The sequence below is a fragment of the Tessaracoccus bendigoensis DSM 12906 genome, assembly GCF_900141915.1.
In the GTDB taxonomy this organism is placed as follows: Bacteria; Actinomycetota; Actinomycetes; order Propionibacteriales; family Propionibacteriaceae; genus Arachnia; species Arachnia bendigoensis.
The window spans coordinates 34,436-57,533 of the sequence record NZ_FQZG01000013.1 but is presented as its reverse complement, the minus strand read 5'-3'; the positions used below and the strand labels follow the sequence as shown (position 1 = coordinate 57,533).

Sequence of the window (23,098 nt, the reverse complement as noted above, 5' to 3'; positions counted from 1 at the left end):
GGAAGGGCCTCTACAGGAGGCTGGCGAAGTATGAGTAGAGGTCGAGCACGCCCAGCAATGCGGGAACGATCCCGATGATCGCCAGCCACTCGAACACGTCGCCCCACCGGCCCCAGGTGGGCGAGAGGACCCGGTGGTAGATGGCCGCGCAGTAGTGGGCGAACACATAGGCCAGCAGCAGGCAGACCACAAACATTGAAGACAGCCCCGCCAACGATTGCGCCGCGCCGACCCCGACGGCGATGGCCGCCATCGCCACGCACATCGCCCCACCGATGAGCAGCGCGAGCCGCTGCATCAGGCCGACGAACGCGCGTGCGCGGAGCAGGAACGCCAGGCCCACGCACAGGACGAGCAGGGTCGACCACAGTGTGCCCTGCATCAACGTCAGGAGCGCTGCCAGGACGGCCGTCGCCGAGGTGGCGGCCAGCATCGATCCGAGCAGCCGGTCGGCGAAAAGCGCCCGGTTGACGATGTCGGACTGCACCGGGGTCTCATCGGCCAGCATCGCCTCGGTGGTGACGGGAAGGTTGGGCAGCGCGATGCCCGCGATGCGGTAGCTGAGCGTCGGGAGGAAGGATGTCAGGAACGCCATCACCGTCAGGGTGACCGCGGCGACCTCCACGCTCTGGTTTCCCAGAAGGATCATCGAACTGGCCGCGACCAGCGTGAACAGCGCCGTCAGGGCGACAGAGAAGAGCGCGAGGGCGCTGACTCTGGCTGCCAGCGCGCAGGCCCCGGCCATGACCAGGACCAGCGCGGAGCACAACACCAGCCGCACGGCCATCGGAACCGAATCCGAGACTGGAACGGCCGCGAACCAGCCCGTGATCCCTGCCAGTGTGGCGCTGGCCCACGCGAGGCAGGTCGCGGTGGGCGTCTCATTCGCGGCCCTTGCCAGCGCGATCGAGCCGATGCAGGCGGCGAAACTCAGGAACCCCGTCGCAGCCACCGCCACGCCTAGCGGGAACCGCAGCCAAGGGTCGATGCGTGCGAGGTCGGGGTCGATGTCGGGTTGGGCCACGATCAGCAGCAGCGGCAGTCCGATCAGCACCGTCATGAGCAGGATCAGGCCGAACAGCCGCGAGTTCCCGGCACCCCAGGACGATCGCGAGTTGGTGGCCCCCGCAACGGCATCGACCACGTCGTCGAATGCGGCGTCCGGGATTGCGTTCTCCCGGTGCCTGAGGTGCAGGGTCTCGCCGTCGCGCAGGTTCAGTTTGTTGACCGGGGTGTAGAGATCGAACGGATCAGAGCCGAAACGCTGCAGCACCCAGGCATGGACGGCCTCGGTCGGGGTGTTCGACTCCAGCCCGGAGAACCGCACGATGCTCGGCATCAACTCGCTCAGCGTCACCGCGCCCGGCAGCGCCAGATCGACCCGTCGGCTGCTCGAGATGATGGTGACCCGGGAGAGGTCTTCTTCGGGCAAGATACTCACGCCTCGTACCCTAATGCCACCGGGGCGCACCGGTGGCAGCGACGTCGGTGGCATCGGCACGGACTGGGCGTCGGTTAAGTTAGGCGTGGTGGGGGCAGATCGCCCGATCCGGTGCGCCGCAGCGAGGACGCGATTGGTCAGTGGTTCCTCAAGGCGTCGAGCAACTTCAGGAAGGGGTCACGGCATGGGTCTGATCACGTTCCATCGGCCGAAGCGGGTGACCCCGCCGGCGATGCCACGAGGCGACCTGTTGCTCGAGTCGCCGCCGGAGATTCCGCCGCCCACGCCGTCGAAGCCGTTCGGGAACCTACTGCGGATGTTGCCGATGGTCGCCGGTGGGCTCGCTATGGGTCTGATGTTCGCGGGCGGGGGACGCGGCCTGATGGGCAGCATTGTGGGCGGCCTGTATGCCGTCTCCATGATGGGCATGATGCTCTCTCAGGTGGGCAGGCAGAACGACGACCAGTCGTCCCAACTCGATGCGAACCGGCGCGACTACTTCCGCTACCTGGCCCAGACACGCCGCAACTTCGCCCGCACCGCCGAAGAGCAGCGCTCGAGCGTCGCCTACCGGCATCCGGCACCCGACAGCCTGTGGACCGTGGTCGGAGGCGTGCGGATGTGGGAGCGGCGACCCGACGCCGAGGAGTTCGGCTCCGTCAGGCTCTCGGTCGGGAGACAGCAGTCGGCGAAGCGGATCACCCCGCCCGAAGCGCAGCCCCTCGAGGATTTGGAGCCGCTGACCACCGGTGCGCTGCGTCGCTTCATCCGCACCCATCGCGTGATCCAGTCGGTGCCGCTGGCGGTCGACCTCCGCGGGTTCCGGGCGATCTCCCTGGTCGGGGACGAGGAGGCATGCCGGAAGGTCGCCTACTCGATGGTCGCCCAACTCGTCACCTGGCATGCCCCGAGCGACGTGTCTCTGATGGTTGCCGCAGGCAAGCCGAACCAGGAAGCCTGGCAATGGGTCAAATGGCTGCCGCATCTCCAACATCCCACCGAGAGCGACGGCGTCGGTCCGGTTCGGATGTTCGCCACCGGGGCAGGGGAACTCTCGCAGATGGGCACCTCCGCCCAGGCCTCGACCAATCCGCCCTCCCTGACCGTCGTCGTCTCCGACGGAGTCGAAGGCGTCAACTCTCAGCAGTTTGTCACCCCCAACACCAACGCCGTCATGATCGAGGTGACCGCTCGCCGCGACCTGCCGCGCAGCCTGGAGGCCGGTGTCGCGGTCTTCGAGGTGACGCCGGACTCCGTCATCCTGCACCGACGCACCGCGCGCACCGCGCATGCACAAACCCCGTTCGGGCGCCCCGACCAGGTGCCGATGGTCTACTGCGAGATGTTGGCCCGCGCCATGGCGCCTTACCGGATGCCGGAACTCACAGCCGGAGGCGACGAGGGGCCAGCCGAGGCGGTGTTCGAGGCACCGAAGGATTTTCCCACCATGCTCGGCGTCGGTGACCCCCTCACGCTCGACCCGCGCATGGCGTGGCGACCCCGACCCCTGCGGCAGCACCTGCGGATTCCGTTCGGCACCGCTGACGACGGTTCCCCGGTCGAGCTGGACATCAAGGAATCGGCGCAGGGCGGCATGGGGCCGCACGGCATCTGCATCGGTGCGACCGGTTCCGGTAAGTCGGAGTTTCTCCGCACGCTGGTGCTCGGCCTGGCGATGACGCATTCGACCGAGCAACTCAACTTCATCCTGGTCGACTTCAAGGGAGGCGCGACCTTCCTCGGGCTCGAGCATCTGCCGCATGTCTCGGCCGTGATCACGAACCTGGAAGGGGAACTTTCGCTGGTCGACAGGATGGCCGACGCCATCGGTGGCGAACTCGACCGGCGCATGGAGGTGTTGCGTGACGCTGGCAACTTCAAGAACCGCGAGGACTACGAGACCGCCCGCCAGGCCGGTGCCGACATCCCCCCGATGCCGAGCCTCTTCATCGTCGTCGACGAGTTCTCAGAACTGCTCAGCGCCCGACCCGAGTTCATCGACCTTTTCGTGCAGATCGGCCGCGTGGGCCGGTCGATCGCCGTCCACCAACTCCTTGCGTCGCAGCGCCTCGAGGAGAACAAGCTCCGCGGTCTCGACACCTTTCTCTCTTATCGGATCGCGCTGCGCACCTTCTCCCCGGCGGAATCCCGCACCGTCATCGGCGTGCCCGATGCCTATGAGCTGCCGACGCCTCCCGGAAACGGCTATCTGAAGTTCGACACGACAGGCATGACCAGGTTCAAGGCCGCCTACGTCTCGGGGCCGTGGCACGGCAGCGCGGCACCGCCCGCGCCTGAGGATCGGCCGGTGGGTGAAGTGGTAGTCGAGCGTAAGGGCTGGACCCCGCCTGTGCTCGAGTTCACGACCGACTACGTCATCCCGGCCGTACCGCCGGCCCTTGACCTCGCGGCACCGCCGGTTGCCGCGGCCCTCGGGCCGCAGGAGCCCGACGCCGACGACAAGGAGCATGAGGACGAGGAGACGCTGCTCGGCATAGCGGTGGGTCGGCTCAAGGGACATGGCTGGCCTTCGCACAAGGTGTGGCTGCCACCCCTCGACGAGCCGCCGGCGATGAACCAACTGCTCGGCGGCCTGGCCGAGGTGGAGGGCCGCGGGCTCCAGGCGTCCGACCCTGCCATGCGTGGGGCCCTCGCAGCCCCGTTCGGCCTGATCGACAGGCCACGACAGCAACGGCGCGACCCATGGTGGATCCGCTTCGATGGTTCGGGCGGCAACCTGGGTGTGGTCGGCGGCCCACAGGCCGGAAAGTCGATGGCGCTGAGGGCAGGCATCGCGGGGCTGTCGCTGACGCACACCCCGCAGGAGGTCGGGTTCTACTGCCTCGACTTCGGAGGCGGGTCGCTCACCTCGATGCGCAAGCTGGCGCATGTCGGCTCGGTCACCGGCCGCCTCGACGTCGACCGGGTGCGTCGCACCGTGGCTGAGATCGTGTCGTTGCGTTCCAGCCGGGAACAGCGCTTCGCCGAACTCGGCATCGATTCGATGACGACCTACCGGCAAGGCCGAAGGGACGGCGGCATCGCTCCTGACCGGTTCCCGACAGACGTGTTTCTGGTCGTCGACGGCTGGTCGACGCTCAAGGCCGAGTTCGAGAACCTCGAACCGCAGATCCAGGCCCTTGCGAACGGCGGTCTCGGGTTCGGCATCCACATCTGGGTCGCGGCCGCCAAATGGTCGGAGATCCGGGCCGCGACGAAGGACACGCTTCAGTCGCGCATCGAACTGAAACTCGGTGACCCCTTCGATTCGGAGATCGACCGCAAGATCCAGGCGATCGTGCCTGCTGCACGTCCCGGGCGCGGAATCATGGGCGGTGGGCTCCACACGATGATCGGGCTGCCACGCATCGACGGGGTGGAGGACGCCACCGACGTCAGCGCCGGGCAGCGCGCGTTCATCGGCGCCGTCAACAAGGCGTGGAAGGGTCCGCGGGCCGCGGAGGTGCGGCTGCTGCCGGAGAACCTTGACTACTCGGCGTTGCCTGACATCGGGCACGGGCCAGACAAGACGATCCCGTACGCCGTCGACGAACTCGAACTGGCGCCGGTGAATCTGGAAACCATGAGCGAGCCGCACTTCGTTGCGTTCGGTGGCCCCGAGTCGGGCAAGTCGAACCTGCTCAGGCTCTTCCTGAAGGGCATCACGACCCGCTTCACGCCCAAGGAAGCCAAGATCATCATCGTCGACTACCGGCGTTCGTTGCTCGGTGAGGTGGAGACCGAACACCTGATCGGTTACTACCCATCGGCCGCAGCGGCGACCCCGATGCTGCAGCAGACCGCTGAGGCTGTGAGGGCCAGGCTGCCAGGGCCGGACGTCACGCAGCAGCAGTTGCGTGACCGCTCCTGGTGGACCGGGTCCGAGGTGTTCGTGGTCGTCGACGACTACGAGTTGGTCGCCACGGCCTCGGGCAACCCGATGGCGCCGTTCGCGGACCTGATCAACCAGGCGGGCGACATCGGATTGCACCTGATCATGACGCGCGCGTTCGGTGGAGCCGGGCGGGTGATCTTCGGTGACCCGTTGATCAGCCGGATGAAGGATTCCGTGAACCCTGCCCTCGTGATGAGCGGCAACAAGGAGGAGGGGAACCTGTACGGCGACGTGAAGGGTTCACCGATGCCACCGGGAAGGGGCACGCTCATCACGCGCGGATTCAAGGGACTGATCCAGACGGCGCACCTGCCGCGCATCGAGCCCTGACGTCAGCGGCGCCCCGGCCGGCGGCGCGAGGCCGGGATCGCGATTGCGGCGACCAGCCCGAGGATGACGGCCCCGACCGCGCCGATCCCGACCCCCAGCGCCACCATGGATACCGCGGGGATGCGCCGCGGCTCATTGGTCGGCATCTCCGGCACGACGCTCTGTACGGCCGACGGCACGGAGGCCGGACCCGACGTCAGATCTGTCAATGCCCGCATCGGGTTGACGATGCCGTTGCCGACGTACGGGTCTGGGAGTGGGGCGCTCATCCGGTCGGCCGTCGCGACAAGCCGTTGCGTGACCTCGGCGGGAGTCAGATCCACACCCCTGGTGCGCAACTCGTAGTCGAGCAGGAGTGCGACGACGCCCGTGACGATCGGCGCGGCAAACGACGTGCCGGTCGCGTCGGTGACGTAGGCCTGGTTTTCGACGGTGAGCTGAGAGGTGAGGCGCGACGGTCGGAGTGCGACGAGGTCCTTGCCCGGCGCCCCAATGGTGATGTGGTGGCTCGGGTTGGTCGCCCAGTCGCCCGCATCCGCCCGGTTCGAGATGCCGACGCTGATGACCCCAGGGAACGCCGCAGGGTAGGGCGTCTCCCCCTGACCCTGGGATGAGTTGCCCGCCGCGGCCACGACCACGATCCCCGCGTCGATCGCATCGGCGACCGCGGCCCGGAAAGAGGACAGCAGCGGGTCGCGGAATGTCACCTGTGACAGGTTGATGATGTCGACGCCCTCCCTCGTCGCTTCCCGGACGGCGTCGATCGTGTACTGCAGGTTCTCTTCGCTCTGGCTGCCCGCGTCGGCGTTGGACGCCTTGAGTGTGCGGTAGGCGAGGATCTCGGCGTCAGGAGCGATGCCCGCGAAGCTGGTTGCAGGGTTCAGTGACTCTCCGTCGGCGTTGCGCCCTGCCGCGATCAGAGAGGTGACTATCGTGCCGTGCTCGCAGTCGAGGAAGTCGCCGCCCGGATTGTCCGCTTCTGGGATCATGTCCCTGGCCGTTACCCGGTTGTCGTCGAAATAGAGCGAGCCGATGGTGGAGACGCCGGTGTCGATGACGGCGATCCTGATGCCCTTCCCGGTGGACAGTTTCCAGAGTTGCTCCGTGTCGAGGCGTTGTAGCTGCCAGGCGTTGCTCAACTGGCCGGTCGGGGTCGGGTCGGAGGTCGCGCACCTGTCCTGGGCCAGTAGAGCCGGACCATCCGCGACCGCCGGGGCGGTTGCGCCGACGCCGACGACCGCGCCGACGGTTACGGCGGCCACCAACCGCCCCAGCAGAGGTTTCATGCTGGTCAGGCTAGTGCGCCTGTGGGCCAGCGCCCAAGGGACCCAACTGCGGCGACTTCAGGCGTTCCCGGGTCTGGACGGGTGGCGATCCGGCCGCCCTTGGGTGGAAACTAGGGTGCGTGCTCGGATACTTCGGTCCCGCAGGGACATTCACCCACCAGGCGTTGCGCACCATCACCACCGAGGATGGGGTCGCCTTCGCCAGCGTCCGTGAGGCGCTCGACGCCGTCCGCCAGGGCGCCGTCAGCCGAGCCGTGGTGCCGATCGAGAACTCGGTCGAAGGTGGCGTCTCCGCCACCCTGGACGAACTGATCGCCGGAGCCCCGCTCGCCATCAAGGGCGAGATCGTGATCCCGGTCGAGTTCGGGCTCTATGTCCGCGAGGGAACCGACCTCGCGGCCGTCCGCCAGGTGTTGACGCACGGGCACGCCGCGGCCCAGTGCCGCGACTGGTTGGCCACCAACCTGCCGGAGGCCACCGTCACGGAGGCCGGTTCGACCGCTGGTGCGGCCGCGGAGGTGGCACGGCCGGATTCACGCTACGACGCCGCGGTGTGCGCCCGCGTGGCGGGCGACCTCTACGGGCTGACCGAGTTGGCGTATCAGATCGAGGACAATGTCGGGGCGGTCACCCGGTTCGTCGAGGTCGGCCCGGCCGGTCGGGTGCCAGAGCCGACCGGGGCGGACAAGACCACCCTGGTGGCGTTCATGCGGCGCGACCATTCGGGCGCCCTGCTGGAGATTTTGGAGCAGTTCGCCGTGCGTGGGGTGAACCTGAGCCGCATCGAGTCGCGCCCGACGAAGACGACACTCGGCTCCTACTGCTTCTCCATCGACTGTGAGGGCCATCTGCGGGAGAAGCGGGTCGCCGAGGCGCTCCAGGGGTTGCACCGGGTGTGTCCGCAGGTCTACTTCCTCGGCTCCTACCCGCGGGCCAACCAGCGGCGCCCCGAGATCGGCGTCGGGTTCAGCGACGGCGAGTTCGCGGCCGCGGCGGCCTGGGTGGCGAGCCTGTCCCGCTGAACGGATCAGCGGTGACCGCGGGCACGGGTCACCAGCCGGGCGGCCCCGGGAAGGACCGCGACCTTTGCCTCGTCGATGCGGCCGACCACGTCGCCGTCGACCTGGAACGGCGTCGGGATCCCGAACCGGAGGTCGACCACGGAGCCCGAGAACCGCGCCGTGCGGGGGATCGGGTCGCGCACCAGCAGCACGTCGAACATCATCTTCAACACGTCCGCCGCACCGCGGGGCGAGGCGACCAGCACCTCCAGCCGACCGTCCGACGGGTCCGCCGACGGCATCAGGGCGATCCCGGGATGCAAGGAGCCGACATTGCCCACCGTCACCAGCGAGGCGTCGAAGGCGTGAGCCGTCCCGTCGACCGTGACGGTGACAGCGCTGGGCCGGGCACCGATGTGCCGACGTCCCGCGAGCAGGTACGCCAGGGGGCCACCGAACCGCTTGGCCCGCTCCGAGGTGTCCTCCAGGACGGCGGCATCGGCCCCGGCCCCGACCATGACGGCCGCGACCGCGTCGTCCAGGTCCGTGAACTCGACACGCATCAGGTCGAGCGGGGTCGCCTGGCCGTCGAGGGCGAGCCAGATCGCCCGGCCCAGGTCGAGCGGGATGTCGAGGTTCTTGGCAAGGAGGTTCCCGCTGCCTGCGGGCAGGACGGCGACGTCGGCGGCCGTGCCGACTGCGGTGAGGACCTGCCTGATCGTGCCGTCACCGCCGAGCGCGATGACCAGGTCCGCCCCGTCCAGGACCGCCTGCCTGGCCTGCGCGACGCCGTGGCCGTCGCGTTCGGTCGCCAGCCACACCGGTGGCGGGCAACCGCGCGCCGCGGCCTCACGGGCCAGGCGGGCCTGCGCCCCGGCCAGGCCCCGCACCCGGTGCGTGTGCCACACGACGTGGATCGCCTTTGGTTGCGTCGCGGTTGACGCCGTCCGCCAGGCGCCGGTGATCAGCGCGGAGAGGCTGGCCGCGAAGCACGCGATGAGCGCGGCACCGAGCACGTCGCTGACGTGATGGACCCCGAGCAGCAGGCGACCGATTGCCACCGCGGAGGCCGTCAGGACAGCGCCGACGGTGGCGATGACCGTCGGGCGGCGGCCCCCGGTGAGCGTCCAGGTGACCTGGACGACGGCGATGGCCAGGGCCGTGGCCGCGGCCGCATGCCCAGATGGGAACGAGGCGTCCGCGCCCAGGTTGCCGAGCCAAGGCGTGCTCGGTCGTGGTCTCGCCACCAGCGATTTCAGGACCGTGACCGACGACACCGTCAAGATGCCCGCCAGCAGCACCGAGCCGGCGAGGTCGCGCCAGCGGCACCGGAACAAGGCGACGACCAGCCCGATCATCGCCAGATAGGACACGGTCGGCTGTGATACCTGGGCCCACACCTCCGCCAGCTGCCCGGGGAACGGTCCCTTGGGGAGGTAGGGCCACGCCCAGAGCCGGTCGAGGGCAGTCGGGATCCACAGCGTCCACGCGATGACGGCCACGCCTGTCAGCAGCGTGGTCAGGAGTGGCAGGTGGCGTCGCACGTCAGGGGGTCTTCCGCTTGACCAGGAACCACGGCATCGCCGCAGCGATCATCACCAGAGCGGTGGCAGCGAATGCCCAACCGAACCCGACGAGCTGGGCGATCGTGCCTGCCAGCAGCGTGCCTGCGATGGAGCCGAGGTCGGTCGCCATCGAGTAGGTCGACAGGGCCTGGCCGCCGTTGCGGTTCGACCCGATCAGGTCGGCCAGCAGGGCTTGCGAGGCTGGCGCGATGAACGCCGCGCCGACGCCCGCGAGGGTCGCGAGCACCAGGAACCAGGGAAGGGTGTCGAGCCAGCCGAACGGGGCGGTCGCTGCGGCAGAGATCGCCAGGCCGAGGACGAGGAAGGGACGCCTGCCGCGCTGGTCGATCAGCCTCCCCGTCGCCTGTTGGGTGACCGCGTTGCCGAGTGCGAAGAGTGTCAACGCCAGGCCCGCGGCCGCCTCGCCGATCGCCGGGACGCTGGCGGCCATCAGTGGCAACAGCGCTATCCGCACCCCGAAGTTGGACCAGCCGTGCGCGAACGCCGTCAGGAGCAGGGCGCGGTAGTACGGCAGCCCGAGCGCCTCCGCCAGCGTCATCTTCTCGGCGCGTGCGTCGTCCTCGAGTGGTCGGCCACCGGCGCCGCCACGGAGGAACACCGTCACGACGAGCGCCGCGACGAGCACCGCGGCGGCGTAGATGAAGAACGGGATCCGCATCCCGAAGCCCTGCAACAGCGACCCGAGCGTCGGGCCGAGGATGTTGCCGAGCAGGAACGCGGTCCCGTACAGCGACGAGGTGTGCCCGCGCTGGGCAGGCGGCGAGAGCCGCACGAGCAGCCCCATCGATGAGACGGTGAACATCACCGAACCGATGCCGCCGAGGCCGCGGAAGGCCATGAGCGTCCAATAATCCGGCGCCAGGCCGGACAGCGCGCTCGAGACGGCGACGATGAACAGGCCGATCAGGTAGATGCGACGTTCGCCGAACTTCGCGACCAGGGCGCCACCAGCGGGAGCGAAGATTAGCCTGACCAGCGCGAACACCGTCACGATCGCCGAGGCGAGGACGACTCCGACGTCGAACGAGCGGGCGAACTGGGGCAGGATCGGGGCGACTAGGCCGTAACCGAGCGCGATCAGGAAAGCGGCACAGACCAGCACCCAGATCTCTGAGGGGATCGGTTGCCGGGTGCGCATTCGTTCACCATATCCGCCTCGGCCGACAGGCGGACCGCGAGGAGGGCAACGCTGACACCGTCAAAAATCAGATAATCAGATAGTCGAGTAGAATGGGTCGCATGCGAACCGTCAGCGCCACCGAGGCATCGAGGAGGTTCTCCGATCTCCTTGATGCGGTCGCGGCCGGGGAAACGGTGACCATAAGCCGGGGAGGCAAGATGGTGGCCGAGATCCGACCGGCCACGAGGCGCACCGGCCGTGACCTGCGCGCTGCCCTGCAGGGCATTGCCCCGCCCGAAGACCGGTTCGAACGAGACATCGCCGAGGCGGTCGCCCTGCTGGACGCTGAGGGGGAGGATCCGTGGGGCGGGCGCTGATCCTGGACACGAACGTTCTGATCGCCTATGAACGCGCTGAAATCGACCGCACCGAGTTCGACGACGATGACCTGGCCATCGCTGCCGTCACCGTGGCCGAGTACCGCACGGGCATAGAGTTGGCCGAGACTGCGGAGCGTGCGGCCGCCCGTTCGAGGGCGCTGGCGGCGATGATCGACGTGCTGGAGGTGCTCGACTACGACGCCGAAACAGCGCTCTACCATGCCCAACTGATCGCTCACGCCCGACGGTCACACAGGGCACGCGGTGCACACGATCTGATCATCGCCGCACATGCCGCCCAGACCGGGCGGGTGTTGGTGACCTTGGATGCGCGGGCGCGTTTCGCGGAACTGCCCGGCATCGAGATGCTCGACCTGCCTGCCCGCCGCTGATTAATCCCGACCGCACCGGCCGATGGGCGCCAAGCCCGGGCCTGAACCGGTGTTTACGGCCGTGACCGGCGATCTATTCGCCGTCTCCCAACCCGTAGGCCTGATGGATCAGCACGATCGGATGCACCGTCGTCACCCCGCTGGACTTCTCGATCTGCCAGCGGCAGGTCTCGGTATCGCACGCTGCCAGACCCTCGTTGGTGTCCTTGATCATGTCGAAGAGCGGCTTGCCGACCGCCTGCGCGATCTCGTACTTCTCCTTCTTCAACCCGTAGGTGCCCGCGATCCCGCAGCACGTGACGTTGCTGTCGATCACCTCGAGCCCGGGGATCAGGCGCAGCAGATCGTAGGCTGGCGTGCCCATGCCCTGGCTCTTGACCTGGCACGGCGCATGGTACGGCAGCCGCATGTTGATCGGCCGGAAGTCGGTGGGCAGCTCGTCGGCCTCGTAGAGCTCCATCAGGAACTCTGAGATCTCCCGGATCCGGGTGCCGACGTCGAGGAGTTCCGGGTCGTGGATGCCGAGGATCTCGTGGGCCTCGTGCTTGAGCATCCCGGTGCAGCTGCCAGCCGTGCTGACGATGGGTAGGTCGGTGCCCGCGGAGCGCAGTTGTTCGTCGAGCTTGCGCACCGAGGCGCTGGCCTTCTCGAACAGCCCGTTGCTCTGCTCGGCCAGGCCACAGCAGCCCTGCTCGGGGACGATCACGTCATAGCCGATGTGTTCGAGCACCTCAATGGCCTTCTTCGCCGCGTCCACCTCGAAGTAGCCACCGGCGCAGCCGTGGAAGTAGACCACCGACCCCCGCGTCGCCGGCTTCGTCCGGGCAGGCCGCTTCTTCAACCACGAGTGGAGCGACTGCGTGCGCGCCGTCGGCATGGGGGCGTCACGGTGTACCCCGACGATCTTCTCCATGGCGATGCGGGCGAGCTTGTTGTCGAGCACGGCGTTGGCGATCGGCGCCACCGGCGTCATCGCCTTGCCCATCAGCACCGTCTGGGTGATCAGCTGGTCGCGCACCGGCACGCCCTGCTCGGCCTTCATGACCGCCCTGGCAAGGGAGTTCAACTCCGCGACATGCACGCCCTGCGGGCACACGACGCTGCAGGTGCCGCAGCTCGAGCAGTAGTCGACCGAGTGGTCGACCGACTCCCCGTCGCGGAACCGCTCCGCCTGTGGGCCGACGAACTTGGGCCCGGAGAAGAGCGGGGTGACCGGGGCCACCGGGCAGCTCGTCTCACAGATCGTGCACTTGACGCACATGTCGAGGCTCATCCGCTGCAGCTCGTTGTTGAGCCGTTCCCTCAGCTCCTTGGCCCGCTCATCTTGCCGCTTGCTCATCGTGCACCTCCGGTGATCTGATCTGCGGCCCGGTAGGCCGTCGCGACGGCGACCCCGTCGCCGGACTTCTCCCGCCAGCGTTCTGCCCCCGCGATGATCCCACCGGCGACGAACAGGTTGTCATGGACGGCCGCGCCCGAGCCGTCGACCGGTCGACCCGCATCGTCGGTGCGGACCCCCACCTCGAACAGCTCGTGCGGCCCCCAGAACACCGACGGGATCAGCGGGGCGGCATCGTCGGCGGTGAGCGGCAGCCCGAAGACCGGCTCGGAGATGCGGCCGTGGGAGTCGACGTCCAGCGCGCCGCTCTCGAAGCCCCCTGGCGCGAATATGAACGAGGCCGCCTTGAGATGCCTGGCACCGCCCGCCGCGGCGAGCGTCACCGATTCGATCCCGCCGTCGCCAGGGGTGAAGCCGACGATCCGGTTGCCCTGGATGAAACGCACCCCGGCCGCCCGCACCATCCCCAGCAGCGCCTCGTAGAGCCTGAGCCCCGGCACCGACGGTGGGGGCAGCGGAATCTCGCACACCTCGCGCCCGAGGACGTCTCGCACCTGCCGCCACACCCCCAGGCGGCGCACGCCGAGCACCGCGGGCAGCGCGACCACGTCACCCTCCCCGGCCACCGCGGCCACCGCCCTCGCGAACTTGGCGGCGAACGCCTCGTCGTCCATCGCGCGGGCATAGGTCAGCGACGTGGGGTCGGCCTCACCCCGTCTCGCCGGTAGGTCGACCCAGGCGACGGTCGCGCCGAGCGACCCACCGTCGGGGGCCTTCGAGCGGGCCAGGTTCCCGGCGACCAGGTCGGCCGGGAAGTCCTTCAATTGCCGAACCCCCACCACGGCGTACGTGCGGCCGCCGACGGCGTCGCCCGCGACCATGCCAGGCTGGGCCAGCGCGGTGGGACGCAGCGCGCCGACCGCCGTCGGCAGGTGGAAGTTGCCGGCCGGGTCGCCGACCAGCAGCTCGGGCCCGAGTTCGTCCCTGAGCCACGACACCGACTCGGCCACCCTGTCGGCACCGATTCCGGAGTAGGGGTGGCTTTGGTCGACGGCGGCGACGGCCTCCAAGGGCCGCGTCACGCGGTCGGGGGTGTAGCCGAGGATGTCGACGGTGCCCTGCGAGAGTTGGCAGCCTCCCGGTCCCTTCGTCACGAGCGTGACCGAGCGCCCGGCCCGGGCGAGCCGCAGGGCGGCGGTGAGGCCGGCGAGCCCGGCCCCGATGACGACGGCGTCCCTCATCGCACGATCTCCTCTTCAGGTTGGGGCAGGTGCTCGACGTCGAGCGTGCCGTTGAAGATCCAATGGTCCAGCGCGGTCTGGCGGACCTGCTGGCCGTACAGGATCGGCCAGATCCCGATCCAGCGGTGCTTCAGGAACAGCCGCAGCAGCCCGCTTGCGCGTTCGGCGTCGATCGCCTGCTCCGAGCATGCGATACCGGCCGCCCGTGCGGCGCAGAAACCGCCCTGGCAAGGGCCCATGCCCAGGCGCAGCTGGCGGCGGAGGTCGTCGAGGGTCGCGTCGGGCTGCTCGTTGAGCAACGAGACGAACATCTGGCGGTTCATCAGCTCGCACTCGCAGATGATCTGGTCGTCGAGCCGGTCGGCCTCGCGGTCGTGCAGGCGGTGGGTGACGGTGTAGAGCCTGCGGTCCTCGCTGCCTGGCACCTCCTCGTCCGCGGTGGTGCAGGGCCGCTCCTCGCCCAGTTGGCGGTTCATCGCGTCGACGATGTGCTCGGCCATCAGCCGGTAGGTGGTCAGCTTGCCGCCGCCGATCGTGAGCATGCCTGCCAGGCCGTCGGTCTGGGAGTGGTCGATGACGGCCATGCCGCGGCTCATGTGGCGGGTGTCGTCGACGGATACCCGCGAGTCCTTGATCAGTGGACGCGACCCGGCCCAGGCGTGCAGCGCCCGCGACTTGCGGAAGCCGGGGATCATCGCTTCGCCGGCGTCGAGCATCTGCTGCACCTCGGCGTGTGGGATGGGCAGGTGGTCCGGGTCGGTCTCGTGGATGTCGGTGGTGCCGATGATGGAGACGGTATGCACGGGGACGAGGATGTCGCCGTCGGTGGGGTACACGCAGCGGTTGATCACGGTGTTGACCAGCCGGTGGTTCATCGCGATCATGATGCCGCGGCCCGGCACGACGGCGACCTCGCGGGCACCGGCCATCGAGGAGATCTGCCCCGCCCATGGCCCGGCGCAGTTGAGCACGAAGGTGCAGTCGATGCGGACGTCCTCACCGCCCTTCTCGTCGCGGCAGATCACCGCGGCGACCCTTTCGCCGTCGCGCTCGATCTTCGTGACGCGGTGATACGTCAGCACCTGTGCGCCGTGGGCCATCGCGGAGCGGGCGGCCCCCCACACGAGTTGCCAGCCGTCGACCGAGCCGTCGGCCACTTCGATGACTCGTTTGATGCGCGGGTCGAGGCGCGGTTCGCGTCGCAGGGCCTCCTTGACGGAGATCTCGGTGGCGGGCACGCCGGTCGCCGCCGCCCCCGCGAGGAACTTGTCGGCGTAGGCGGGGTCGTCGTCGGCGAGGGTGACGAAGAAGCCGCCGGTGTCCTCAACCGCGCCCGCCTGGATGCGTCTGAGGATGGCGTTCTCTTCGGCGCATTCGGTGGCCGAACCGGGGTCGCTGACCACGTAGCGGCCACCGGAGTGCAGCAGCCCGTGGAACCGTCCAGTGGTGCCTTGACCGAGGTCGACCCGTTCGACGAGCACCGCGCGGTAGCCGCGCATCGCGGCGTCACGGACCACTCCTAGCCCGGTCGACCCGCCTCCGATGATGACGACGTCAGTGTCGAGACGCTTCATGGTGTCCCCTCCTTGGGCCCCTGCGCTGGTTGACCCCATCTTGCCCCGTCGAGGGGTGTGGCAAGGGTGGTTGGGCCGCATTCGTGCACGACCGACGCAACGCCCGCGGACCATCGTGCACGGAGATTTGGGCTGCGCAAGGTGAGGGGTTTGAGCACTATCCCGGTCTCGAACCGCGACACGCCGCAGCTGGGCGTCATTTCGGTAAACGAACCCGGAATAGTGCTCAACGTCTGACCTGCACCGAGCGTGCCAACGCGGTCGACCGGGCGTCGCCTGAGTATGGTTGGCGACATGATTGATCCGAAGTGGTTGAGGGCAGACCCCGACCGAGTCCGACGCTCCCAGGCCGCCCGCGGCGCCTCGGTCGAGCTGGTCGACGAACTCATCGCCGCCGACGAGGCTCGCAGGGCCGCCATCCTCGCCTCCGAGACGCAGCGCGCCGAGCAGAAGTCGCTGGGGAAGAAGGTCGCCCAGGCCAAGGGCGCAGAAAAGCAGGAACTGCTGGCCGCCACGAAGCAGCTGGCCGCCGATGTCAAGGAATCCCAGGCCGCCACCACCGCAGCCGAAGCCAGGTTCCACGACCTGATGAGCAGGCTAGGCAACCTCGTCATCGACGGCGTCCCCGAAGGTGGCGAGGACGAGGGCATCGTCATCGAAACCTGCGGCACCCCCCGCGACTTTGCCGCCGAAGGCTTCGAGCCGAAGGACCACCTCGAGCTCGGGGAGGCACTGGGCGCGATCGACATGGAGCGCGGCACCAAGATCTCCGGCTCGCGCTTCTACGTGCTCACCGGCGTCGGCGCGCAACTCGAGCTGGCGCTGCTCAACCTCGCCATGACGAAGGCCGCCGAGTGGGGCTTCACCCCGATGATCCCGCCCGCGCTGGTCAAGCCGTCCGCGATGGAAGGCACCGGGTTCCTCGGCCAGGCCGCGCAGGACGTCTACCACCTGGAAGAGGACGACCTCTACCTCGTCGGCACCTCCGAGGTCGCGCTCGCCGCCTACCACTCCGACGAGATCCTCGACGGCGCCAGCCTGCCTCGCCGGTACGCCGCCTACTCGCCCTGCTTCCGCCGAGAGGCCGGCTCCTACGGCAAGGACACCCGCGGCATCTTCCGGGTCCACTGGTTCGACAAGGTCGAGATGTTCGTCTACTGCGAACCGGCCGATGCGGAGGATTGGCACCAGAGGCTGCTGGGCTACGAGAAGGAGTTCCTGCAAGAGCTCGAACTGCCGTTCCAGGTGCTCGACGTCGCGTCCGGCGACCTCGGCCTCAGCGCCGCCCGCAAATATGACTGCTACGCCTGGCTGCCCACGCAGCAGCGCTACCGCGAGGTCACCTCAACCTCCAACTGCACCGAGTTCCAGGCCAGGCGACTCAACATCCGGGGCCGGTTCGAAGACGGTGTCCGCCCGGTCGCGACGCTCAACGGGACGTTGTGCGCCATGACCCGCATCATCATCATGCTGCTGGAAAATCATCAGCAGGCCGACGGCTCCGTCCGGATCCCCGAGGCGCTGCGCCCGTTCCTCGGCGGCCGAGAGAGCCTTGGCTGACATGCAGGGCTGGCTTGCCAGGACGCTGCGCCGGCCGACTCACGAGACGGCGTCAGGGTTCCGCCCCAGGCTGGTGGCCCTCGACATCGACGGCACGCTGGTCGACGGGTTCGGCGTGATGCCGCCGGAGGTACACGCGGCGGTCCGCCGGGTCGTGGACAACGGCGTGCCCGTGGTGTTGTCGACCGGTCGCTCGTGGCTCGCGACCCGGACGGTGTTCGATGAACTCGGCCTGCCCCCGGGGTGGGCGGTGTCGTCCAACGGGGCGATGGTCGTGACCTATCCGCCGTTCGAGGTCCGTCACGAGAGCCGGTTCGACCCGGCGGCGGTGGTCACCCGGGTGGCGCAACTGGCGCCCCAAGCCCGGATCGCCGTCCAGGATGGGCTCGACTGGCGGGTCAACAAGGAGTTCCCACCGGGTGAACTCCTCGGTGACATCACCTTCGAATCCGTTGAGCAGTTGGCCTCCAGGCCCGTTTCACGCGTGATCGTGCGTGACCCGGAGAGCACCGAAGAGAAGTTCTCCGGCCTGGTCTCGCAACTCGGGCTGCACGAGGTCTCCTATTTCATCGGCTGGTCCGCCTGGCTCGACATCGCCCCGCAGGGCGTCGACAAGGCCCACGGGCTGCAGATCGTGTGCGACGACCTCGGCATCGACCGCGCGGACGTGCTGGCCATCGGGGACGGCCGCAACGACATCGAGATGCTCGAATGGGCGGGCCGCGGGGTAGCGATGGGGGATGCGCCCGACGAGGTCAAGGCCGCCGCCGACGCCGTCACCGGGGGCTTCCAGGACCTGGGCACGGTCGAGGAGCTCGACCGCTGGTTCGCGGACACGGCAGCGGTCGCCTCCTGACGATAGGTTGTGCGGGTACACTGCTCGGGATCGCTCACCCGAAAGGCCCCCCAGTGTCGTCGCCTCCCTCAGCCCAGGCATGGGACCTGCCGCGGGTCGGTGCGCGGCCTTCCTTCCCCGCGTATGTCGCCGAGGTTTGGCGACGGCGCGACTTCATCGTCACCATGGCCAGGTTCCGGATGCGGGCCGGGCTGGAGAGCAACCGTCTGGGGATCGCCTGGGTCGTGCTCCGGCCGATCCTCAACGCCTGCATCTACGGGCTGATCTTCGGGTTGTTGCAGGCGGGGAACCGTCCCCCCGACTATCCGGCCTACGTCGTGGTCGGGGTATTCCTGTTCGAGTTCTTCCAAGGCTGCTTCAACGACGGTTCGAAGGCCATCAGCGGAAACCGCAACCTCGTCCAGTCGTTGGCGTTCCCCCGGATGACGCTGCCACTCGCCGCGACCGTTGAACGCTTCCTGCAGTTCCTGATCATGCTCGTGGTCCTCATCCCGATCCTAATGGTGTTCGGGCACTTCCCGTCGTGGCACTGGCTCGTGATGATCCCGCTGGTCGCCTGTTTCACGCTGTTCAATGCCGGCATCGCGCTGATCACGGCCCGGCTCACGGTCCACGTCGCCGACCTGACCCAGTTGCTGCCCTTCATCAGCCGCATCCTGTTCTACACCTCCGGGGTGCTGTTCGCCGTCGACCGGATCCTCGCCAATCATCCGGCGGTGCTGCGCGCTTACGACTTCTACCCGCTCTACCAGGTGTTGGAGATCGCCCGCCACCACCTGATCGGCGGCTCGGACTACCCCTCCTACTACTGGGGGGTACTGGCCCTCAGCTCGATTCTCGTGTTCTTCGGCGGAGCGGTCTTCTTCTGGCGGGCGGAGGAGCGCTATGGACGCGACTGAGCCCCGGGTGCCCGTGGTCGTCGTCGACGACCTCCACGTCAAGTACCGCGTCTTCGCCTCCGGAAAGGCGGCGGGCAACGCCCGAAGCGGGCTGCTCAATATGACGCGCGGGATCCGGGAGGTACACGCGCTCAAAGGGGTGTCCTTCACCGCGTACGAGAACGAGACCATCGGGGTGATCGGGTCAAACGGGTCGGGCAAATCCACCTTGATGCGGGCCCTGACAGGGCTCACCCCGCCCGCGGCCGGGGCCGTCTACGCCCGGTCGCGCCCGAACCTCCTGGGAGTCGGGGCGGCTCTCCTGCCAAACCTGTCGGGGTCGCGCAACATTGTCCTTGGCGGGCTCGCGATGGGTTTCACCCGAGAGGAGGTCGAGACACTCAAAGGCGATATCGCCGCTTTCGCCGAGTTGGGTGACTCCATCGACCTGCCGATGCGGACCTACTCGTCGGGGATGCAGGCGAGGCTGAAGTTCTCCATCGCGTCGGCCCGCAGCCACGACATCCTCATCGTCGACGAGGCGCTCGCGGTCGGCGACAAGAGGTTCCGGAAGCGCTCAGAGGCCCGGATCCGTGAACTCGCCACCGAGGCGGGCACGATCTTTCTCGTCTCGCACTCGATGTCGTCGATCCGCGATACCTGCGACCGCACAATCTGGATCAACCAGGGAGTGCTGCAGATGGACGGGCCGACCGACGAGGTGGTCACCGCGTACGAAGGGGTGCGGCGATGACGCCGTCGCCAGCGCGGCCGCAGCGGCCGACCCTTCCCGAACTGCGTGCCGTGGTGCAACCCGACTCGGTGCTCGGGCGGGCCACCGCGGAGCACTGGACGGGCACCTTGTATATGCGGCGCATCTCGGTGCACCTCACCTGGTTGCTCGTGCGGACCCCTATCACCGCGAACGGGGTCACCTGGTTGATGATCATCGCGGGCGGCCTGGCGGGCCCGGCGCTGCTGCTGCCGGGGCTGTGGGGACCGATCGTGGCCGTGCTGCTGACGCAGTTGCAGATGCTGCTCGACTGCTGTGACGGTGAGGTCGCCAGGTGGCGCGACACCATGAGCCCCCGGGGCATCTTCCTCGACCAGATCGGCCACTACGTGGCAGAGGGCTCGATCGGTCTCTTCCTGGGCGTCTCCGCCGGGTTCCTGATAGGACCGCCGTTCGACTGGCGCTTCGCGTTCCTCGGGGCGCTTCTGACCGCGGGGATCTGGTTCAACAAGTCGCTGAACATGATGGTCACCCTCGCGCGGACCAACTCGGGGCTCGACCGCCTGCCGGACCAGGAAGGCCTCCGCGAGATCCCCGGCCGCTCCTTCCTGGCGAGGCTTCGCAGGCTGTCCCGGTTTGTGCCGTTCCACCGCATCTTCCACTCCATCGAGCTGACCCTGGTCAGCCTGGTCGTTGCCGTCGTGGCAGCCTTCGCCCCGGCGGTGTGGCCAGGCTATGTGGCGGTGCTGGCCGTGGGAATCTGGGTGGTCAGCGCCGGGCACTTCGTCGCGATCTGGAAGTCGCCGAGGCTGGCCACCGGATGAATCCTGCCTCAGGGTATGCCTACGGGGCGGTGGTGCTGACGATGGGGAAGCGCCCCGTGGAACTGAAGCGGGCCCTGGATTCACTGCTCGCGCAACGCGACGTGCACCTCGACGTGGTGGTGGTGTGCAACGGGTCGAAAGCGGTGGATGTGCCCGAGGGGGTCAGGGTCGACCTGCTGGGTGAGAACCTCGGCATCCCTGCGGGCAGGAACGCGGGCGCGGAGCTCGTGCAGGGGGAGTTCATCTTCTTCCTGGATGACGATTCCTGGCTCCTGTCCGACACGTTCCTGGCCGACTGTGCGACCCTGCTGCGCGCAGACCCGACGCTCGGCATGATCCAGCCGCGCATCATCGATCCCGAGCGCCGCGGCGAGGAACCGCGCCGCTGGATCCCACGGATCCGGAAGGGCGACCCCGCGAGGAGTAGCGAGGTCTTCTCGGTGCTGGAGACGGCCGTCGTGCTGCCGAGGGTGGTCTTCGATTCGACGGGCGGCTGGCCTTCCGAGTTCTTCTACGCGCACGAGGGCATCGAACTGGCCTGGCGGGTCTGGGACGTCGGCAGACGCGTCGAGTACCGGGCCGATCTGCTCGTGGGGCACCCGGTGGTGGCTCCGACCCGGCACAGCGAGTTCCATTACATGAACGCCAGGAACAGGGTCTGGCTCGCGCGACGCTGCCTGCACTGGCCCTTGTCCTGGGCCTATGTGCTCACGTGGACCCTGCACCACCTGGTGCGCGACCTGCCGGAACACGCAGACCGGGTGTGGTGGAACGGCTGGTTCGACGGCTGGACCGAGCGACCCTGGGAGGGGCGGCGCCGCCCCAAACTCAAGTGGTCGACGGTGGCGACCATGACCAGACACGGCCGACCACCGATCGTGTGAAGGACATGCCCATCCCGAGAAACCATGAAGGGAGCCTCCGATGAGTGGACCCGTAGGTGCCGCGAAGCGCACCGGTAGACGCCTGTACCGGGCGCTGCCCGCAGGGGCCCGGGCCCGGGCGTCGGCGATCCTGCACGGCGAGACCCGCGTGCAGCGCAGCCTCCTTGCGGGACTGCGTGATGCACGCACCAGGCTGGGCAACGTCCCGGGTGCGGGCGACCTGATCGTCGGGTCGGCACGCCCGTACCGCGCCCAGGTGGTCACCGAGTTCGACGCTGAGGAACACCTCGGTCGCCTCGCCGAGGTCGTGGTCGAGGCGTTGGCGCAGGATCAGGTGCCCGCATACCGTCTGCCGGGGCAGTGGCCCCCGGTGCTCGTGGTGAGCGGACAACAGTGGGAGCGCGCCTGGCGCCTGCTAGCGGCCGGCGCTGCCGATTCGGGATTGTGGGCCGCCATCGGGACAAGGCTGGTTGCCGTGGCGGCGCTCGGTTCCGCACCGGAGCGCGGGTCGGTGGATCTGTTCCGCAGGCTGGTCTCCTCCGACGGTGGGCGGGTGGCTGACCGGGAGGAATGCGTGAGGCTGGAACGCTGGACGGAGATCGGCCGGGAGGGCGTCGAACGGGTCGACGGTGGCACCTTCGAGGTTGGCACGCTGGTCAGCGCGGGAGGGCCGAAGAACGGGTTCGCGTCCTACATCACCCCCCAGGTCCAGGCCGCGCTACTCGAACCGGAGCCGCGCTTCAAGCCGTCGGTCGATGCGGTCGTCGAACCGGTCGACATCGTCTACACGTGGGTGGACGGCGCCGACCCGGCCTGGCTGGCCGAGCGGGCGAGGTGGAGCGGGGAGGGATTCTCCCCCGACGCCCAGATCGCGTCCCGATTCGAGAGCCACGACGAACTGCGCTACTCGCTGCGTTCCGTGGAGATGTATGCGAACTGGTTCAACCGTCTCTATCTCGTGACCGATGCCCAACTCCCGGCCTGGTTGAACCTCGCGCACCCCCGCCTGACGGTGGTGGACCACAGGGACATCTTCACGCCAGACGAACTGCCGGTGTTCAACTCGCACGCGATCGAATCGCGGCTGCACCACATCGCCGGGCTGTCCGACCGATTCATCTATCTCAACGACGACGTCTTCTTCGGGCGGCCGGTGCGTCCCGAGCAGTTCTTCACCGGTGCGGGGCAGCCGAAGTTCTTCCCCAGTAAGGCGACCATCGACCCAGGGCCGAGCCGTGCGGACGACGTCTCGGTCACGAGCGCCGCGAAAAACAACCGGGCATTGCTCGAAGCAGTCTTGGGACGCACCATCACCACCAAACTCAAGCACACGCCGCACGCGCACCGGGTGGCGGTCCTCAGCGAGATGGAGGAGCGTTTCCCCGAGGTGTTCGCCGCGAATGTGGCAGCAAGGTTCCGCTCCCACACCGACCACTCCGTCCTTTCTGGGCTGGCGCAGCGCTACGGGGCGGCCACCGGCAGGGCAGTGGTCGGTGGCATCTCGTATAATTACGCCGACATTTCCCGGCCCGACATCGAATCTGTCCTGGCGCGCTGGCTGCGCGACCGCCGGTTCGCGGTCTTCTGCCTCAACGACACCGGATCGAGTGAGGTCGACGGGCCCGCGAGGCGGGCTCTCACGGCCTTTCTCCAGTCCTATTTCCCGCTGACCAGCGGATTCGAGAGCGACCGCCCATGACGGTGCCGGGGCCCGGCGTCCGGACGGGGCCGAGCAAGAGGCCGCTTGGTATCCTGTTCGCGTTTCATGGGCGAGACGA

18 protein-coding genes are annotated in these 23,098 nt (G+C 68.4%); 11 read left to right on the top strand and 7 right to left on the bottom strand.

The window, feature by feature from the left end; all coding sequences use genetic code 11:
- Nucleotides 1–10 precede the first annotated feature (10 nt).
- Nucleotides 11–1,441: a type VII secretion integral membrane protein EccD gene (gene eccD, locus BUC15_RS04815; RefSeq protein WP_073186406.1), complete on the bottom strand. Its 1,431-nt coding sequence runs from the start codon at nt 1,439–1,441 to the stop codon at nt 11–13.
- Between the two features lie 184 nt (nt 1,442–1,625).
- On the opposite strand from eccD, the gene eccCa reads away from it, so the two are divergent.
- Nucleotides 1,626–5,666, top strand: a complete 4,041-nt coding sequence (eccCa, locus tag BUC15_RS04810) for a type VII secretion protein EccCa (RefSeq protein ID WP_073186405.1) — start codon at nt 1,626–1,628, stop codon at nt 5,664–5,666.
- A 2-nt stretch (nt 5,667–5,668) separates the two neighbouring features.
- Here eccCa and BUC15_RS04805 read toward each other — a convergent pair whose 3' ends face one another.
- Nucleotides 5,669–6,952 (bottom strand): S8 family serine peptidase, encoded by a 1,284-nt coding sequence (locus BUC15_RS04805; protein ID WP_073186404.1) that lies wholly within the window; start codon nt 6,950–6,952, stop codon nt 5,669–5,671.
- A gap of 119 nt (nt 6,953–7,071) precedes the next feature.
- Here BUC15_RS04805 and pheA point away from each other — a divergent pair, with 119 nt between their 5' ends.
- Nucleotides 7,072–7,974, top strand: a complete 903-nt coding sequence (pheA, locus tag BUC15_RS04800) for a prephenate dehydratase (protein ID WP_073186403.1) — start codon at nt 7,072–7,074, stop codon at nt 7,972–7,974.
- 5 nt (nt 7,975–7,979) lie between these two features.
- Here the strand turns inward: pheA and BUC15_RS04795 are convergent, their stop codons facing one another.
- Nucleotides 7,980–9,497 carry a bifunctional phosphatase PAP2/diacylglycerol kinase family protein gene (locus BUC15_RS04795; protein ID WP_073186402.1) on the bottom strand — a complete coding sequence of 506 codons (1,518 nt, stop codon included), beginning with the start codon at nt 9,495–9,497 and terminating at the stop codon, nt 7,980–7,982.
- Between the two features lies 1 nt (nt 9,498).
- Nucleotides 9,499–10,677: an MFS transporter gene (locus BUC15_RS04790; RefSeq protein ID WP_073186401.1), complete on the bottom strand. Its 1,179-nt coding sequence runs from the start codon at nt 10,675–10,677 to the stop codon at nt 9,499–9,501.
- Nucleotides 10,678–10,778: 101 nt separating this feature from the next.
- Here BUC15_RS04790 and BUC15_RS04785 point away from each other — a divergent pair, with 101 nt between their 5' ends.
- Together BUC15_RS04785 and BUC15_RS04780 are read left to right on the top strand one after the other, a co-directional pair.
- Nucleotides 10,779–11,036, top strand: coding sequence for a type II toxin-antitoxin system Phd/YefM family antitoxin (locus BUC15_RS04785; RefSeq protein WP_073186400.1), 258 nt, complete (start codon nt 10,779–10,781; stop codon nt 11,034–11,036).
- Entirely contained in the window at nt 11,021–11,431 is a 411-nt protein-coding gene (locus BUC15_RS04780; protein WP_073186399.1) for a type II toxin-antitoxin system VapC family toxin, read from the top strand. Before BUC15_RS04785 ends, BUC15_RS04780 begins: the two co-directional genes overlap by 16 nt.
- 73 nt (nt 11,432–11,504) lie before the next feature.
- Here BUC15_RS04780 and BUC15_RS04775 read toward each other — a convergent pair whose 3' ends face one another.
- Genes BUC15_RS04775 through glpA form a run of 3 tightly spaced genes read right to left on the bottom strand, consistent with a single transcriptional unit; the run spans nt 11,505 to nt 15,585 of the window.
- Nucleotides 11,505–12,770 carry an anaerobic glycerol-3-phosphate dehydrogenase subunit C gene (locus BUC15_RS04775; protein WP_073186398.1) on the bottom strand — a complete coding sequence of 422 codons (1,266 nt, stop codon included), beginning with the start codon at nt 12,768–12,770 and terminating at the stop codon, nt 11,505–11,507.
- A complete protein-coding gene (gene glpB / locus BUC15_RS04770) occupies nt 12,767–14,011 on the bottom strand; it encodes a glycerol-3-phosphate dehydrogenase subunit GlpB (RefSeq protein ID WP_073186397.1) in 1,245 nt (414 codons plus the stop codon). Before glpB ends, BUC15_RS04775 begins: the two co-directional genes overlap by 4 nt.
- On the bottom strand, nt 14,008–15,585 hold the full coding sequence (glpA, locus tag BUC15_RS04765) for an anaerobic glycerol-3-phosphate dehydrogenase subunit GlpA (RefSeq protein WP_073186396.1): 1,578 nt from the start codon (nt 15,583–15,585) through the stop codon (nt 14,008–14,010). The genes glpB and glpA overlap by 4 nt, the downstream gene beginning before the upstream one ends.
- A 294-nt stretch (nt 15,586–15,879) precedes the next feature.
- Here glpA and serS point away from each other — a divergent pair, with 294 nt between their 5' ends.
- The 7 genes from serS to BUC15_RS04730 are packed head-to-tail and all read left to right on the top strand — an operon-like array spanning nt 15,880 to nt 23,019.
- Nucleotides 15,880–17,145: a serine--tRNA ligase gene (gene serS, locus BUC15_RS04760; protein WP_073186395.1), complete on the top strand. Its 1,266-nt coding sequence runs from the start codon at nt 15,880–15,882 to the stop codon at nt 17,143–17,145.
- A gap of 1 nt (nt 17,146) precedes the next feature.
- Nucleotides 17,147–18,001 (top strand): HAD family hydrolase, encoded by an 855-nt coding sequence (locus BUC15_RS04755; RefSeq protein ID WP_073186394.1) that lies wholly within the window; start codon nt 17,147–17,149, stop codon nt 17,999–18,001.
- A 53-nt stretch (nt 18,002–18,054) separates the two neighbouring features.
- The gene (locus BUC15_RS04750) at nt 18,055–18,900 is read left to right on the top strand and encodes an ABC transporter permease (RefSeq protein WP_073186393.1); all 846 of its coding nucleotides are present in this window, start codon (nt 18,055–18,057) and stop codon (nt 18,898–18,900) included.
- Nucleotides 18,887–19,633 carry an ABC transporter ATP-binding protein gene (locus BUC15_RS04745; RefSeq protein ID WP_073186392.1) on the top strand — a complete coding sequence of 249 codons (747 nt, stop codon included), beginning with the start codon at nt 18,887–18,889 and terminating at the stop codon, nt 19,631–19,633. Before BUC15_RS04750 ends, BUC15_RS04745 begins: the two co-directional genes overlap by 14 nt.
- Nucleotides 19,630–20,436: a CDP-alcohol phosphatidyltransferase family protein gene (locus BUC15_RS04740; protein WP_073186391.1), complete on the top strand. Its 807-nt coding sequence runs from the start codon at nt 19,630–19,632 to the stop codon at nt 20,434–20,436. Before BUC15_RS04745 ends, BUC15_RS04740 begins: the two co-directional genes overlap by 4 nt.
- Nucleotides 20,433–21,320, top strand: coding sequence for a glycosyltransferase family 2 protein (locus tag BUC15_RS04735; RefSeq protein WP_073186390.1), 888 nt, complete (start codon nt 20,433–20,435; stop codon nt 21,318–21,320). Before BUC15_RS04740 ends, BUC15_RS04735 begins: the two co-directional genes overlap by 4 nt.
- Nucleotides 21,321–21,360: 40 nt before the next feature.
- Nucleotides 21,361–23,019 (top strand): stealth family protein, encoded by a 1,659-nt coding sequence (locus BUC15_RS04730; RefSeq protein ID WP_073186389.1) that lies wholly within the window; start codon nt 21,361–21,363, stop codon nt 23,017–23,019.
- Nucleotides 23,020–23,098: the final 79 nt, after the last annotated feature.